This window comes from Pseudomonas sp. HMSC076A11 (assembly GCF_001810205.1).
Classification (GTDB): domain Bacteria; phylum Pseudomonadota; class Gammaproteobacteria; order Pseudomonadales; family Pseudomonadaceae; genus Pseudomonas; species Pseudomonas aeruginosa.
On sequence record NZ_KV800312.1, the window covers coordinates 55,161 to 69,219 of the forward strand.

Annotated in this window: 12 protein-coding genes; all 12 read right to left on the reverse strand. The window is 66.5% G+C overall.

Translation table 11 applies throughout. The annotated features are described in order from the left end of the window. Positions 1 to 44: 44 nt before the first annotated feature. Positions 45 to 2,306: a chemotaxis protein CheA gene (locus HMPREF2716_RS18035; RefSeq protein ID WP_023087615.1), complete on the reverse strand. Its 2,262-nt coding sequence runs from the start codon at positions 2,304 to 2,306 to the stop codon at positions 45 to 47. A 200-nt stretch (positions 2,307 to 2,506) separates the two neighbouring features. Beyond that, positions 2,507 to 3,295 carry a protein phosphatase CheZ gene (locus HMPREF2716_RS18040; protein WP_003083075.1) on the reverse strand — a complete coding sequence of 263 codons (789 nt, stop codon included), beginning with the start codon at positions 3,293 to 3,295 and terminating at the stop codon, positions 2,507 to 2,509. A gap of 19 nt (positions 3,296 to 3,314) precedes the next feature. After that, positions 3,315 to 3,689: a chemotaxis response regulator CheY gene (locus tag HMPREF2716_RS18045; protein WP_003083073.1), complete on the reverse strand. Its 375-nt coding sequence runs from the start codon at positions 3,687 to 3,689 to the stop codon at positions 3,315 to 3,317. A 101-nt stretch (positions 3,690 to 3,790) separates the two neighbouring features. Then, positions 3,791 to 4,534, reverse strand: coding sequence for an RNA polymerase sigma factor FliA (gene fliA, locus HMPREF2716_RS18050; protein ID WP_003083070.1), 744 nt, complete (start codon positions 4,532 to 4,534; stop codon positions 3,791 to 3,793). Next, positions 4,531 to 5,373, reverse strand: a complete 843-nt coding sequence (gene fleN / locus HMPREF2716_RS18055) for a flagellar synthesis regulator FleN (protein WP_003083064.1) — start codon at positions 5,371 to 5,373, stop codon at positions 4,531 to 4,533. Before fleN ends, fliA begins: the two co-directional genes overlap by 4 nt. 138 nt (positions 5,374 to 5,511) lie before the next feature. Then, entirely contained in the window at positions 5,512 to 6,801 is a 1,290-nt protein-coding gene (flhF, locus tag HMPREF2716_RS18060) for a flagellar biosynthesis GTPase FlhF (RefSeq protein WP_014603119.1), read from the reverse strand. 83 nt (positions 6,802 to 6,884) lie between these two features. Further along, positions 6,885 to 9,008: a flagellar biosynthesis protein FlhA gene (gene flhA, locus HMPREF2716_RS18065; RefSeq protein WP_003083059.1), complete on the reverse strand. Its 2,124-nt coding sequence runs from the start codon at positions 9,006 to 9,008 to the stop codon at positions 6,885 to 6,887. 138 nt (positions 9,009 to 9,146) lie between these two features. Further along, positions 9,147 to 10,490: a TPM domain-containing protein gene (locus HMPREF2716_RS18070; RefSeq protein WP_010793988.1), complete on the reverse strand. Its 1,344-nt coding sequence runs from the start codon at positions 10,488 to 10,490 to the stop codon at positions 9,147 to 9,149. A gap of 32 nt (positions 10,491 to 10,522) precedes the next feature. Continuing rightward, positions 10,523 to 11,782 (reverse strand): TPM domain-containing protein, encoded by a 1,260-nt coding sequence (locus tag HMPREF2716_RS18075; RefSeq protein WP_003083057.1) that lies wholly within the window; start codon positions 11,780 to 11,782, stop codon positions 10,523 to 10,525. Between the two features lie 72 nt (positions 11,783 to 11,854). Beyond that, positions 11,855 to 12,991 (reverse strand): flagellar biosynthesis protein FlhB, encoded by a 1,137-nt coding sequence (flhB, locus tag HMPREF2716_RS18080; protein WP_003083056.1) that lies wholly within the window; start codon positions 12,989 to 12,991, stop codon positions 11,855 to 11,857. Between the two features lie 2 nt (positions 12,992 to 12,993). Further along, positions 12,994 to 13,770 (reverse strand): flagellar biosynthetic protein FliR, encoded by a 777-nt coding sequence (gene fliR / locus HMPREF2716_RS18085; RefSeq protein WP_003083054.1) that lies wholly within the window; start codon positions 13,768 to 13,770, stop codon positions 12,994 to 12,996. After that, a complete protein-coding gene (gene fliQ, locus HMPREF2716_RS18090; RefSeq protein WP_003083053.1) occupies positions 13,770 to 14,039 on the reverse strand; it encodes a flagellar biosynthesis protein FliQ in 270 nt (89 codons plus the stop codon). The genes fliR and fliQ overlap by 1 nt, the downstream gene beginning before the upstream one ends. Positions 14,040 to 14,059: the final 20 nt, after the last annotated feature.

A 14,059-nucleotide genomic window follows, 5' to 3' on the forward strand; every position in this document is an offset into this window, starting at 1 on the left:
TCAGAGGGCGACGCTCCTGCGCCGCCGGAAACCCATACGCGGCGTCAGATGCGCCGTGCGTAACGCTTGAGCATGCTCGGCACATCGAGGATCAGGGCGATGCGCCCGTCCCCGGTGATGGTGGCGCCCGCCATGCCGGGGGTGCCCTGCAACATCTTGCCGAGTGGCTTGATCACCACTTCTTCTTGTCCCACCAACTGGTCGACGACGAAACCGATGCGCTGGGTGCCGACCGACAGGATCACCACGTGTCCCTCACCCTGCTCTTCGTGGGCCGCACTCGGCACCAGCCAGCGCTTGAGATAGAACAGCGGCAAGGCCTTGTCGCGGACGATCACCACTTCCTGGCCATCCACGACATTGGTGCGCGACAGGTCAAGATGGAAGATTTCGTTGACGTTGACCAGCGGGAAGGCGAACGCCTGGCTGCCCAGCATCACCATAAGGGTAGGCATGATCGCCAAAGTCAGCGGCACCTTGATGACGATCTTCGAGCCGGACCCCTTCTGCGAAAACACATTGACCGTGCCGTTGAGCTGGGAAATCTTGGTCTTCACCACGTCCATGCCGACGCCGCGGCCGGACACGTCGGAAATCTCGGTCTTGGTCGAGAAACCCGGGGCGAAAATCAGGTTGTAGCACTCCAGGTCGGTCAGGCGGTCCGCCGCATCGCGCTCCAGCAGGCCCTTCTCCACCGCCTTGTTGCGCAGCACCTCGGCGTCCATGCCCTTGCCGTCGTCGGTGATCATCAGGAGGATGTGGTCACCCTCCTGCTCCGCTGACAGCACCACCTGGCCGACCCGCGGCTTGCCGGCGGCCTCGCGCTCCTCCGGACTCTCGATGCCGTGGTCGACGGCGTTGCGCACCAGGTGCACCAGCGGATCGGCGAGGGCCTCGACCAGGTTCTTGTCGAGGTCGGTCTCTTCGCCCACCAGCTCCAGGTTGATCTCTTTCTTCATGTTCCGCGCCAGGTCGCGAACCAGGCGCGGGAAGCGGCCGAAGACCTTCTTGATCGGCTGCATGCGGGTCTTCATCACCGACATCTGCAGGTCGCCGGTGACCACGTCGAGGTTGGCCACGGCCTTGGCCATGGCCTCGTCGCCACTGTTCAGGCCCAGGCGCACCAGGCGGTTACGCACCAGCACCAGCTCGCCGACCATGTTCATGATCTCGTCGAGACGCGCCGTATCCACCCGCACGGTGGTCTCCGCCTCGCTCGCCGCCGGCCTGTCGGGCGCCGCCGGACGCGCGGCGGCGGCCTTGGCCGGAGCGACCGGTTTCGCCGCGGGACTCTTCGCTGCGATGTTCTTGGCTACCGCCGCGGCAGCCGCCACGGCCTCGGAGGCGCCGTTGAACTTGCCCTTGCCGTGCAGTTCGTCGAGCAGCGACTCGAACTCGTCGTCGCTGATCTCATCGCCGCCCGCGGCGGCCGGCGCCTTGCCCTGCTCCGCCGGCGCAGCCGCTGGAGCCGCGGCAGCCGGTGCGGCGGGTGTGCCGGCGGCTTCCGGGACATCGCCGAACTTGCCCTTGCCGTGCAGTTCGTCGAGCAGCGCCTCGAACTCGTCGTCGCTGATATCGTCACCAGCGGCAGCCGCGGCCGGCTCGACCGCCTCGGCGGGGACTTGCGCAGGCTCGGCCGAGACCGCCGGCGGGACGAACTTGCCCTTGCCGTGCAACTGGTCGAGCAACGCCTCGAACTCGGCGTCGCTGATCTCGTCGCCAGCGGGAGCCGCGGGCGCTTCTGCAACGGCGGAGGCCGGCGCTTCGTCGCCCTGCAGAGCATCCAGCAACTGCTCGAACTCGTCGTCGGTGATATCGCTGGAGGCACTCTGCGCGGGCGCTTCCGGCGGCGCCGCAGGCTCGGCTGGCGGAACGGCCGCCGGCGGCGCTTGCACAGGTTCCGCGGGCGCGGCGCCCTCGGGCTCGGCCAGGCGGGCAAGGGCCGCCAGCAGTTCGGGCGTCGCCGGGGTCGGTTCGGACTGCTCGCGCACTTGGTCGAACATCGCGTTGACCGTATCCAGCGCCTGCAGCACCACATCCATCAGTTCGGAGCTGACGCGCCGCTCGCCCTTGCGCAGGATATCGAAGACGTTTTCCGCAATGTGGCAGCATTCCACCAGCGCGTTCAGCTGGAGGAAGCCGGCACCGCCCTTGACCGTATGGAACCCACGGAAAATGGCATTGAGCAGGTCCATGTCGTCCGGCCGGCTCTCCAGCTCGACCAGTTGCTCGGACAATTGCTCGAGAATCTCGCCGGCCTCAACCAGGAAGTCCTGGAGGATTTCTTCATCGGCGTCGAAGCTCATTCGGCTGCTCCCAGAGACGTGTTACTCGAAAGGATCGGCAGGACCGCTGTCCTGCCGGAAATACCGGCCCGGCTTTCCGGACCGACTTCAGCCCGCCCGCCGGGATCACCGGCATGACGAAGGCTGTGCCGGCAGCCCGCGGATGCCAGCGTTCAATGCTTACTTAACGGCAGCGATGCCGCAGTCTTGAGCCGGGCGGGTCAGAAACCCAGGCTGGACAGCAGATCGTCCACGTCATCCTGCCCGGACACCACATCCTCTCGTTTTTCCGCGGCGACCTGCGGCCCCTCGCCCTTGGCCGAACGCTCCAGCGCGGCCTGGTGGCGCATGCTCACGTGGTCGTGCTCGATTCCGGCGTAACGGTCCACCTGGCCGGCCATCCAGACCAGCTTCACGAGGTTGCTCTCGACCTCGGTGACCAGCTTGGTGACACGCTTGATCACCTGGCCGGTCAGGTCCTGGTAATCCTGCGCCAGCAGGATGTCATTGAGCTGCGAGGACAACTGGCCGGCGTTCTCGCCGCTGCGCACGAGGAACTGTTCGATGCGCTTGGCCAGCTCGCGGAAGCCGTCAGCGTCGATTTCCCGGCGCATGAAGCGTTGCCACTCCTGGTGCAGCTCCCGCGAATCGTCGCCCAACTGGTTGACCAGCGGGGCGCTCTGCTCCACCAGGTCCATGGTCCGGTTGGCGGCCTTCTCGGTCATTTCCACCACGTAGGAAAGACGATCGGTGGCATCGGCGATCTGCGACATTTCCTGCGCGTGGGGGGAATGCGGGTCGATCTGGAAATCGACGATGGCGTTGTGCAGTTCGCGGGTCAGCTTGCCCACTTCCTGGTAGAGGCCACGGTCCCTGGCCTGGCTGAGCTCCTGGATCAATTGCACCGCCTGCTGGAAGTGCCCCCGTTCGAGACAGTCCACCAGTTCGCGCGCGTGTTTTTTCAGGGTCGATTCGAATTCGTCGCCCGTGGAATCGTTACCAAGCACCATGACACCCTCTTGGCCGGCTTCAGCCGTTGACCCGCTCGAAAATCTTCTCGATCTTTTCCTTCAGGACCTGAGCGGTGAAGGGTTTGACCACATAGCCGTTGACCCCGGCCTGGGCCGCTTCGATGATCTGGTCGCGCTTGGCCTCGGCGGTGACCATCAGCACCGGCAGGTGCTTGAGGCGCTCGTCGGCGCGAACCGCGCGCAGCAGATCGATGCCGGTCATGCCCGGCATGTTCCAGTCGGTGACGAGAAAGTCGAAATTGCCGCTGTGCAGCATCGGCAGCGCCGTGGTGCCGTCGTCGGCCTCGGCGGTATTGGTGAAGCCCAAGTCCCGCAAGAGGTTCTTGATGATGCGTCTCATCGTGGAAAAGTCGTCCACGATGAGAATTTTCATGTTCTTGTCCAAGTAAACCTCCGTACAGACCAGAGCGCGCCCCAGGGGACGCGCCACACATTCTTTTGCGTTAACGGTTACAAGCTGCGGTCGAGGCCGGTTCAGGCCGACCGCCAATCGGCCAGGCGCGCGCGCAAACGCGCGGCGCACTGGCTGTGCAACTGGCTGACCCGCGATTCGCTGACGCCCAGTACCTCGCCGATCTCCTTGAGGTTGAGTTCCTCGTCGTAATACAACGCCAGCACCAGGCGCTCGCGCTCCGGCAACTTGGCGATGGCATCCGCCAGGGCCGCCTGGAAACGTTCGTCGAGCAGGCCGTGGATCGGTTCGTTGTGACTGAGGCTGGTGTCTTCCGGCAATCCATGTTCGCCGTCCTGCAACAGGTCGTCGAAGCTGTACAGGCGGCTGCCCTGCGTGTCGCTGAGGATGCCGTAGTAATCTTCGAGGCTCAATTGGAGTTCGGCAGCAACTTCGTGATCTTTAGCGTCGCGCCCGGTTCTCGCCTCGATCGCGCGGATCGCGTCGGTCACCATGCGCGTGTTGCGGTGCACCGAACGCGGCGCCCAGTCGCCCTTGCGGACCTCGTCGAGCATGGCCCCGCGGATGCGGATGCCGGCATAGGTCTCGAAGCTGGCGCCCTTGCCGGCGTCGTATTTCTTCGCGGCCTCGAGCAGGCCGATCATGCCGGCCTGCATCAGGTCCTCCACCTGCACGCTGGCCGGCAGGCGGCCGAGCAGGTGATAGGCGATGCGCTTGACCAGTGGTGCGTAACGCTGGATCAGTTGCTCCTGGGAGTTCTGCGCTTGCGCCTTGCTATACATACGCACTCCAGAGGCCGCTGTCATACGGCCGAACCTGTCGCGGGGTGTTGGACCAGTCGTTCGACGAAGAACTCCAGGTGCCCGCGCGGGTTGGCCGGCAGCGGCCAGCTATCGACCTTCTGCGCGACCGCCTTGAAGGCCAGGGACGCCTTCGAGCGGGGGAATGCCTCGTATACGGCTCGCTGTTTCTGCACGGCCTTGCGTACCGACTCGTCGTAAGGGATGACACCTACATACTGTAGTGCGACGTCGAGGAAACGGTCAGTGACCTTGGTCAGTTTGGCGAACAGGTTGCGTCCTTCCTGCGGGCTGTGGGCCATGTTGGCCAGGACCCGGAAGCGGGTCATGCCGTGGTCACGGTTGAGCAGTTTGATCAGGGCGTAGGCATCGGTGATCGAGGTCGGCTCGTCGCAGACGACCAGCAGCACCTCCTGCGCGGCGCGGACGAAACTGACCACCGAATCGCCGATCCCGGCGGCAGTGTCGACGACCAGGACATCGAGGTTGTCGCTGATATCGCTGAACGCCTGGATCAGCCCCGCATGCTGCATCGGCGAGAGGTGCACCATGCTCTGCGTGCCGGAGGCCGCGGGAACGATGCGCACGCCACCGGGACCGAGGAGGAGGACATCGCGCAGTTCGCAGCGTCCCTCGATCACGTCGGCCAGGGTGCGCTTGGGCGTGAGTCCCAGCAGGACGTCGACGTTGGCCAGGCCGAGGTCGGCATCCAGCAGCATGACGCGACGGCCGAGATCGGCCAGAGCCAGTGCCAGGTTCACCGACACATTGGTCTTGCCGACGCCGCCCTTGCCGCCAGTTACTGCGATCACCTGTACGGGATGCATGCTACCCATCTGCTTCATACCTTGTGTTGTCGTCTTCCCGGAACGCCCCTTCCAGCGCTCTCCGGTATTGGCGGGAACGATGCGCCATCGCTCCCGGCCCGGCGGAAGCCACCTTCGCTTCCGTCACCCGCGCCACGCGCGGTTCTTCCCACGTCCTCAGCCGGCACGCCGCGCCGGTTGCTGGTAGAGCCCGGCGAACATCTCGGCCATGGCGTCCTCGCTGGGCTCTTCCGGTGCCTGCAGGCTCACCGCCCGGCTGACCAGTTGGTGACTGCGCGCCACCTGCAGGTCGTCCGGAATCCGCGGCCCATCCGCCAGATAGGCTACCGGGAGACGCTGGGCGATAGCCAGCGCCATCGATTCACCGAGGCTGCCCGCCTCGTCCAGCTTAGTCAGGATGCAACCCGCCAGCCCGCAGTGCCGATAGGTCTGGTAGGCCGACTTGAGCACCTGGCTCTGGCTGGTGGTGGCCATCACCAGGTAATTCTTCACGTTCAGGCTCGGCGACGCCAGTGCCTCGAGCTGCATGCGCAATGCCGGGTCGCTGGCCGGCAGGCCGGCGGTATCGATCAGCACCATGCGCTTGCGCGCCAGCGGCGCCAGGGCCTGGATCAGCGACTGGCCGGGATCGACCAGGGTCACCGGTACGTTGAGGATCCGACCGAGGGTCTTGATCTGCTCCTGGGCGCCGATCCGGTAGCTGTCCATGCTCACCAGCGCCAGGCTCTGGGCGCCGTACTTGAGGACGTAGCGCGCGGCCATCTTCGCCAGGGTGGTGGTCTTGCCGGCGCCTGCCGGGCCGACCAGGGCCAGTACGCCGCCCGCGTCGAGCGGGTCCTGCTCGGGGGTCTGCACGGCACGCGACAGGTGCGCCAACAGCATGCGCCAGGCCTGGCGCGTATCGCCCACCGCGGCGACCCGCTCCAGCAACGGCTTGCTCAGCTCCGCCGGCAAGCCCATGCGCTGCAGGCGCCGCCAGAGATTGGCCTGCTGCGGACGCTGGTGCTGCAACTGGCCCCAGGCGATGGAACCCAGTTGTACCTCGATCAGCTCGCGCAGGCCGTTCAGTTCGAAACGCATTGCCTCGAGGGTCTGGCCGCCCGCCTGGGGCTTGGCCTGCGCCGCCGTCATGGACTCGGCCAGGGTCGGACGCGCCGGCTTCTCCTCGGCGAACAATTGACGGTCCTTGCGCTGGGTTTCCGCCGGACGCGCCGTCAACTCGGCGCGCGCCTCGGCGATCCGCGCCTGGGTCTTGCGCAGCTCCACTTCCAGCGCCGGGTTGGGCTTGCTCGGCGCCGGCGGGGCCTGGTAATCCAACGCCGCGGTCAGCTCGATGCCGCCGGCGACCCGGCGGTTGCCGAGAATCGCGGCGTCCGGACCCAGTTCGTCGCGGACCAGTTTCATGGCCTGGCGCATATCGGCGGCGAAGAAGCGTTTGACTTGCATTGCCCGAACCCCTCAGTTCAGTAGTCTTGCCGGCAACCTCAGGTTGCCCGGTGTGCCGGCCCTGGAGCCGGCGCAGCCCTCGTTCAGTTCTGTCCCACCGTCGCGACGATGGTGACTTGCTTGTTGTCCGGGATTTCCTGGTAGGCCAGCACATGCATGCTGGGCACCGCCATCCGCGCGAAGCGCGACATCATCGAGCGGATCGGTCCGGCAACCAGCAGGATCGCCGGCTTACCGAGCATCTCCTGGCGTTGCGCGCTCTCGATCAGCGAGCGTTGCAGCTTCTCGGCCATCCCCGGCTCCAGCAACATGCCGTCCTCGGAGCCTTGTCCGGCCTTCTGCATGCTGTTCAGCAAAATCTGTTCCAACCTCGGCTCGAGCGTGATCACAGGCAGCTCCGGCTCAAGCCCGACAATGCTTTGCACGATTGCGCGGGACAACGCGACGCGAACCGCGGCGACCATCGCGCCGGGATCTTGACTCCGTGGAGCGACGTTGGCGATGGCCTCGGCGATGGTACGGATGTCGCGCACCGGCACCTGCTCCTGGAGCAGCGCCTGCAGGACCTTGAGCAGGGTGGACAGGGAAATCAGCCCCGGCACCAGCTCTTCCGCCAGCTTCGGCGAGCTGCGCGCGAGCAATTGCAGGAGCTGTTGCACTTCTTCATGGCCCAGCAGCTCGTGGGCGTGCTTGTGCAGCACCTGGTTCAGGTGAGTGGCGACCACGGTGCTCGCATCCACCACGGTGTAGCCCAGCGACTGCGCCTGGTCGCGCTGGCCGGGCTCGATCCATACCGCCTCCAGGCCGAAGGCCGGGTCCTTGCCGGCGATGCCGTTGAGGCTGCCGAATACCTGGCCGGGGTTGATCGCCAGCTCGCGATCGGGATAGATCTCCGCTTCGGCCACACTGACCCCCATCAGGGTCAGACGGTAGGCGTTGGGCAGCAGGTCGAGGTTGTCGCGGATGTGCACCGAGGGCATCAGGAAGCCCAGCTCCTGGGACAGCTTCTTGCGTACGCCCTTGATCCGCGCCAGCAGTTGCCCGCCCTGGTTGCGGTCGACCAGCGGGATCAGCCGGTAGCCGACTTCCAGGCCGACCATGTCCACCGGGGTGACGTCGTCCCAACCCAGTTCCTTGACCTCCTGGGCGCGCTGCGCCGGCAGCAGCTCCTGCTGGCGCTGCACCTCCTGCTCGGCGACCTGCTTGGCCTTGTTCTGCCGGTGCCAGATCCAGTAGGCGGCAGCGCCGGCCAGGGCGCCGAGGCCGATGAAGGAAACATGCGGCATGCCCGGCACGGCGCCCATGGCGATCAGGATCGCCGCGGAAATCGCCAGCGCCTTGGGCGAGGCGAACATCTGCCGGTTGACCTGCTGGCCCATGTCCTCGGAACTGGAGACCCGCGTCACCATGATCGCCGCCGCGGTCGACAGCAGCAGCGACGGCAGTTGTGCCACCAGGCCGTCACCGATGGTCAGCAGGGCGTAGACCTTGCCGGCATCGCCGAAGGACATCGAATGCTGGATCATGCCGATGGCGACGCCGCCGATCAGGTTGATGAAGAGAATCAGCAGGCCGGCGATGGCGTCGCCGCGGACGAACTTGCTGGCACCGTCCATCGAACCGTAGAAGTCGGCCTCCTGGGCCACCTCGCTGCGGCGCTTCTTGGCTTCCTCCTGCTCGATCAGGCCGGCGTTGAGGTCGGCGTCGATGGCCATCTGCTTGCCGGGCATGGCATCCAGGGTGAAGCGCGCGCTGACTTCGGAAATCCGCCCGGCGCCCTTGGTCACCACCACGAAGTTGATGATCATGAGGATCGCGAACACCACCACCCCGACCACGTAGTTGCCGCCGATCACCACTTCGCCGAAGGCCTGGATCACCTTGCCTGCGGCGCCATGGCCGTCGTGGCCGTGGAGCAGCACCACGCGGGTCGAAGCAACGTTCAGCGCCAGGCGCAACAGGGTCGCCACCAGCAGGATGGTCGGGAACACGGCGAAGTCCAGCGGCCGCAGGGCGTACACGCAGACCAGCAGGACGACGATGGACAGGGCGATGTTGAAGGTGAACAGCACGTCCAGCAGGAATGGCGGGATCGGCAGGGTCATCATCGCCAGCATGGCCAGCAGCAGGACCGGCACGCCGAGGCTGCCGCGCCCCAGTCCCGCCAGGTTGCTGCGCACATTGCTGATCAGTTGCGTGCGATCCACTCTCGACTCCCCTGCCCTGCGTATGGCGCCCGTGGGTGGGCGCCGAACAAACTTTTGACGCCGGAATGCGCGTCGGGCGGGTCATTGCAGGAACCGTTCCAACTTTTCAATTCATTGATTGAAAAGGGTTTTCGCCAATCACCAACTACCGGAGGCGCCACCGCCGCCACTCGAGCCTCCGCCGCCGGAGAACGAGTCCGAAGACGAACTGGACGAACTGGACGACGAGGAACCCGATGAGCTAGCGTAATCGCCGCCGCGTCGACGCCCTCCCCCCGAGCCGCCGGCGCTGAAATTGCAACCGATGAGCAGCGGCAGGCAAGCGGCGGGCAGGATGATCAGCGCCTCGATGCTGTTCAGCGGGTCGTCCACCAGCAACAGCAGGCACTCCAGGGCCAGGGTCAGCAGCAGGCCGAGCAGGCCCGGCAGGTAGGCCCAGCGCCGTCCTCTGCGCAGCCCCTGCCAGGCACCGGCCAGCATCAGCAGGGTCAGTCCCAGCGAAAGCGGCACGGCCAATCCGTAATGGAGCACCGGCAGGCCATAACGGCGGTAGGCCCAGAACAGCCCCAGCGCATAGAGCACAAGAATGGCGAAGAACCAGCGGGCACCGCGCGAATACTTGAGCAACGCGCCGAAGCCGACGCCCAGGACCGCCACCATCTCCGCCAGCGCCACCATCGCCCCTGCCGGCCAGTGCCGCCCCAGTGCCAGCGCCGCAGCGAGCGCCACTACCGCCCCCAGGGTCCAGTACCAGGCGCGCGGACGTACCAGCAGCGCCACCCCGCCGAGAGCGCCGAGCAGGAATGCGATAGCCAGGGTCTGCCGTACCGCGCCGGGCTCCAGCGGGTCGCGCGGCGGCGGCGGCAACGCCTCGCCGTCGATCAGTCGTACCAGGCGCTGCGCCGCCGCTTCCAGGCCGCCGGCGTAGTCTTGCTGACGGAACGCAGGGGTCATGTATTCGCGGATGATCCGCCCGGCATCGATGTCGGTGATCGTTCCTTCCAGGCCATAGCCGACTTCGATGCGCATGCGCCGGTCGTCCTTCGCCACCAGCACCAGGACGCCGTCATCGATCCCCTTGCGCCCCAGCTTCCACGCCTCGAAGACCCGCGTCGCATAGGCCTCGATGCTGTCCGGATAGGTGCTGGGCACCATCAGGATCGCTACCTGGGCACCCTTCCGGGCCTCCAGCGCGGCCAGCGAAGCTTCCAGGCGGGCACGCTCGGCGGCGTCGAGGGTCGCGGTAAGGTCGGTCACCCGCCGCGCCAGCGCTGGAACCTCCGCGGACTCGTAGCCCGCATCGCGCGCTGCCTCGGCCTCGGCGCCGACCGCCGATGCCTCCACGGCCTCCTCCTCGACATCGGACGCTGCCACCGCGACGGTGACCGGCACCGTCGCGGTGGCAACGGAGGGAATCGCGGCGGCGCAGAGCAGCATGCCGAACAGGCGAAGCATGGCGAGATAACGCGTGATTGCAGACATCCTTGTCTCCGAATGAAATGAACGGGAACCCATTACCAACTGCCCGAGGCACCGCCTCCGCCGCTGGAACCACCGCCCCCGGAAAAGCCGCCGGACGACGAGGAGGAAGAGGAGGAGGAACCGCCGCCGGAGCTTCCCGACGAGCCTCCACCACCCCCACTCAGGCGTACCTGGCCGAACACCAGCAGCCCGAGCATGAGCTGGAACGGTAGCAGGGCCAGCCAGACCAGCGGTGCGTCCAGGCCACCGGACAGCAATCCGAGCAGCAGGTAGGCCGCCAGCAACGCCCATAGTCGGCGGTGGAAACTTTTCCGCCGCTCGCGCCACAGCGAGCGCATCAGGCGGTAGTTCGACCAGCAGAGAACCGCCAGCATCAGCACCCCGGCCGGCCACAGCAGGCCGTAGATGAAGGACACCGCGCTGAACCAATGCGCCGCCAGCCCGAGCAGGGCTACATAGACCAGTACGCCGATCACTAGGTAGAAGGCCGGGCGCACCGTCCACAGCGCGCCGAAGGTCGCGCCGCCGACCAGCATGCACAGCGGAGCGACCAGCAGCACGCTCATCCATTCGCCGGAAGCGCCGGCCAGCGTGCCCAACAGCCAGCAGAGCAGCGCCCCGCCGAGCAGCCAGGGCCAGCGCAGCGCCCGGGCACTCAACAGCACTCCGGCCAACGATCCGTAGATGAAGGCGACCAGCAGCGCCCAGGCTTCCGCCGGCAATTGCCCCAGCGAGACTTTCGGCGCACCCGACGACGCGGCCGCCGGCAGCGTTTCGCCGTCGACCAGGCGGATCAGCTCGTCCACCGCGGCCTCGATCCCGCCGGCGTAGTCGCCCTCGCGAAATGCCGGGGCCATCCGCTCGCGAATGATCCGTCCGGCGACCACATCGGGCACCGCACCCTCCAGGCCGTAGCCGACCTCGATGCGCATGCGCCGGTCATCCTTGGCCACCACCAGCAGCAGACCGTCGTCGACCGCCTTGCGGCCGAGCTTCCAGGCCTGGAACAACTTGTCGGAGAAGGCTTCGATATCGAGGGTACCGGTAGTCGGCAGCATCACCACCGCGATCTGCGCACCGCGTCGCCGCTCCAGCGCCTCGAGCTTCTCCACCAGGCGTTGGCGCGTCGCCTCGTCCAGCGTGTGGGTGGCATCCACCACCCGCTCCGACAGGGGCAAGGCGACCCATTCCGCCGGCGCTTCGGCGTGCGCAGGCATCCAGGGCAGCAGCCAGGCCAGGGCGAGCAACAGGAGGACAGGCGGGAAAATACGATCAGACAAGGTTCGATCCATGAACGGCAAAGCTCTCATCCCAAGCGGGTATCGGCCAAGGCTGCCACAGCGCGGCGCGTAGCTCCAGCCAGGTCACTCGTCGCGACGCAGGTCCGGCGGGATCGGCAGGTCCTTCAACGGGCTCGGCCGCTTGCCCTTGCCGGCCTGGTACTGCTTGAGCTGGTAGACATAGGCCAGCACCTGGGCCACGGCGAGATAGAGCCCGGCGGGAATCTCCTGGTCCAGCTCGGTGGAGTAGTACACCGCTCGCGCCAGCGCCGGCGACTCCATGACCATCACCTTGTGCTCCTGGGCCACCTCGCGGATCTTCAGGGCCAGGAAATCGTTGCCTTTGGCCAGCAGCAGCGGCGCCCCGCCGCCCGCCGGGTCGTACTTCAGGGCTACGGCGAAGTGGGTCGGGTTGGTGATCACCACGTCGGCCTCCGGCACCGCCGCCATCATCCGTCTCTGCGCCATCTCGCGCTGCATCTGGCGGATCTTCGACTTGACCTCGGGCTTGCCCTCGGAGTCCTTGTATTCGTCGCGGACTTCCTGCTTGGTCATCAGCAGCTTCTGGCGGTTGTCCCAGATCTGGTAGGGCACGTCCACCGCGGCGATCAGCAGCAGGCTGCAGGCCATCCAGAAGGCGCTCCAGCCGACCACCCGCACGCTGTGCAGGATCGCCTGCTCGAGCGGCTGGTGCGCCAGCGCCAGGAGGGCGTCGCGGTCGGCGGAGAGCACCAGCAGGGCCACCGCCAGCACCACCAGGAACTTGATCAGCGCCTTGCTCAGTTCGAGCAGCGACTTGGCGGAAAACATCCGCTTCAGCCCCGACAGCGGGTTGAGCCGGCTGAACTTGGGTTGCAGGGCGTCCATCGAGAACAGCCAGCCGCCGAGGGCGATCGGCCCGACGATCGCCGCCACCAGCAGCATCAGCAGGATCGGCCAGAGCCCCTGGGCAGCCAGGTAGGCCGAAGCGCCGAGCAATTGCAGCATGCTCTCGGTATTCATCGCGGTTTCCCGGGACAGCTCGAAATTGCTGCGCATCAGGCGCAACAGGGCGCCCGCCAGGTCGGCGCCGTAGATCAGCAGGCCGCCGGCGCCGGCCATGAGGATGGCCAGGGTGTTCAGCTCCCGCGAACGCGGCAACTGCCCTTTCTCGCGCGCCTCGCGGCGGCGTTTCTCCGTGGGTTCCTCTGTCTTGTCCTGCCCGCTTTCGCTCTCGGCCATGGCTATTTCGCCCGCACCAGTTCACGGAGGAATTGCAGGGCCTCGCCGGCCAGCACCTGGTACTGGCTGAGCAGGTCGGCGGTGCCGATCCAGAGGATCACCAGGCCCAGCACCAGGGTCAACGGAAAGCCGATGGAGAAGATGTTCAGTTGCGGCGCCGCGCGGGTCATGGCGCCGAAGGCGAGGTTCACCACCAGCAGCGCGGTGATCGCCGGCAGCGCCAGCAGCAGTGCCGCGCCCATCACCCAGCCGAGCTTGCCGGCGATGATCCAGAAATGGTTGCCGCTCAGGCCCTCGCCCACCGGCAGGGTGACGAAGCTCTCGGCGATTACCTCGAACACTACCAGGTGTCCGTTCATCGCCAGGAACAGCAGCGTCACCAGCATGGTGAAGAACTGGCCGAGCACCGGCACCGAGACGCCGTTGGCCGGGTCGACCATGGAAGCGAAGCCCAGGCCCATCTGCATCGAGATGATCTGCCCGGCGATCACGAAGGCGTGGAACAGCAACTGCAGGGAAAAGCCGAGCAAGGCGCCGACCAGGATCTGCTCGCCGATCAGCAGCATGGCCTTCATGCTCAGCGCGTCCACCTGCGGCATCGGCGGCAGGTTCGGCACCAGCACCACGCAGACGCCCAGCGCCAGGTACAGTCGCACCCGCACCGGCACCAGCTGGGTGCCGATCACCGGCATGGTCATCAGCAGCGCCGCGACCCGGAACAGCGGCAGCACGAAGCTGGCGATCCAGCCGCCGATCTGCGCGTTGGTCAGCTCCAGCATCAGCCGATCAGCAGCGGGATGTTGCCGATCAGCGTCTGGGTGTATTCCATCAGCTGCCGCAGCAGCCAGGGACCCAGCACGATCAGGGTGAGCAGGATCACCATCAGGCGCGGCAGGAAGCTCAGGGTCTGTTCGTTGATCTGGGTGGCGGCCTGGAACATCGCCACCACGAGACCGACCAGCAGGCTCGGAACCACCAGCACGCCGACGATCATCGCCGTCAGCCACAACGCCTCGCGGAACAGGTCGAGTGCCACCTCAGGGGTCATGTCTCTCTCCAGCGCGCCAG

Coding starts and splice junctions, on each gene's coding strand:
- fliQ (WP_003083053.1), bottom strand. CDS start 14,039: ATGACCCCTGAGGTGGCACTCGACCTGTTCCGCGAGGCGTTGTGGCTG.
- HMPREF2716_RS18070 (WP_010793988.1), bottom strand. CDS start 10,490: ATGTCTGCAATCACGCGTTATCTCGCCATGCTTCGCCTGTTCGGCATG.
- fleN (WP_003083064.1), bottom strand. CDS start 5,373: ATGAAGCAGATGGGTAGCATGCATCCCGTACAGGTGATCGCAGTAACT.
- flhF (WP_014603119.1), bottom strand. CDS start 6,801: ATGCAAGTCAAACGCTTCTTCGCCGCCGATATGCGCCAGGCCATGAAA.
- HMPREF2716_RS18035 (WP_023087615.1), bottom strand. CDS start 2,306: ATGAGCTTCGACGCCGATGAAGAAATCCTCCAGGACTTCCTGGTTGAG.
- fliA (WP_003083070.1), bottom strand. CDS start 4,534: ATGACAGCGGCCTCTGGAGTGCGTATGTATAGCAAGGCGCAAGCGCAG.
- HMPREF2716_RS18045 (WP_003083073.1), bottom strand. CDS start 3,689: ATGAAAATTCTCATCGTGGACGACTTTTCCACGATGAGACGCATCATC.
- fliR (WP_003083054.1), bottom strand. CDS start 13,770: ATGCTGGAGCTGACCAACGCGCAGATCGGCGGCTGGATCGCCAGCTTC.
- flhB (WP_003083056.1), bottom strand. CDS start 12,991: ATGGCCGAGAGCGAAAGCGGGCAGGACAAGACAGAGGAACCCACGGAG.
- HMPREF2716_RS18075 (WP_003083057.1), bottom strand. CDS start 11,782: ATGGATCGAACCTTGTCTGATCGTATTTTCCCGCCTGTCCTCCTGTTG.
- HMPREF2716_RS18040 (WP_003083075.1), bottom strand. CDS start 3,295: ATGGTGCTTGGTAACGATTCCACGGGCGACGAATTCGAATCGACCCTG.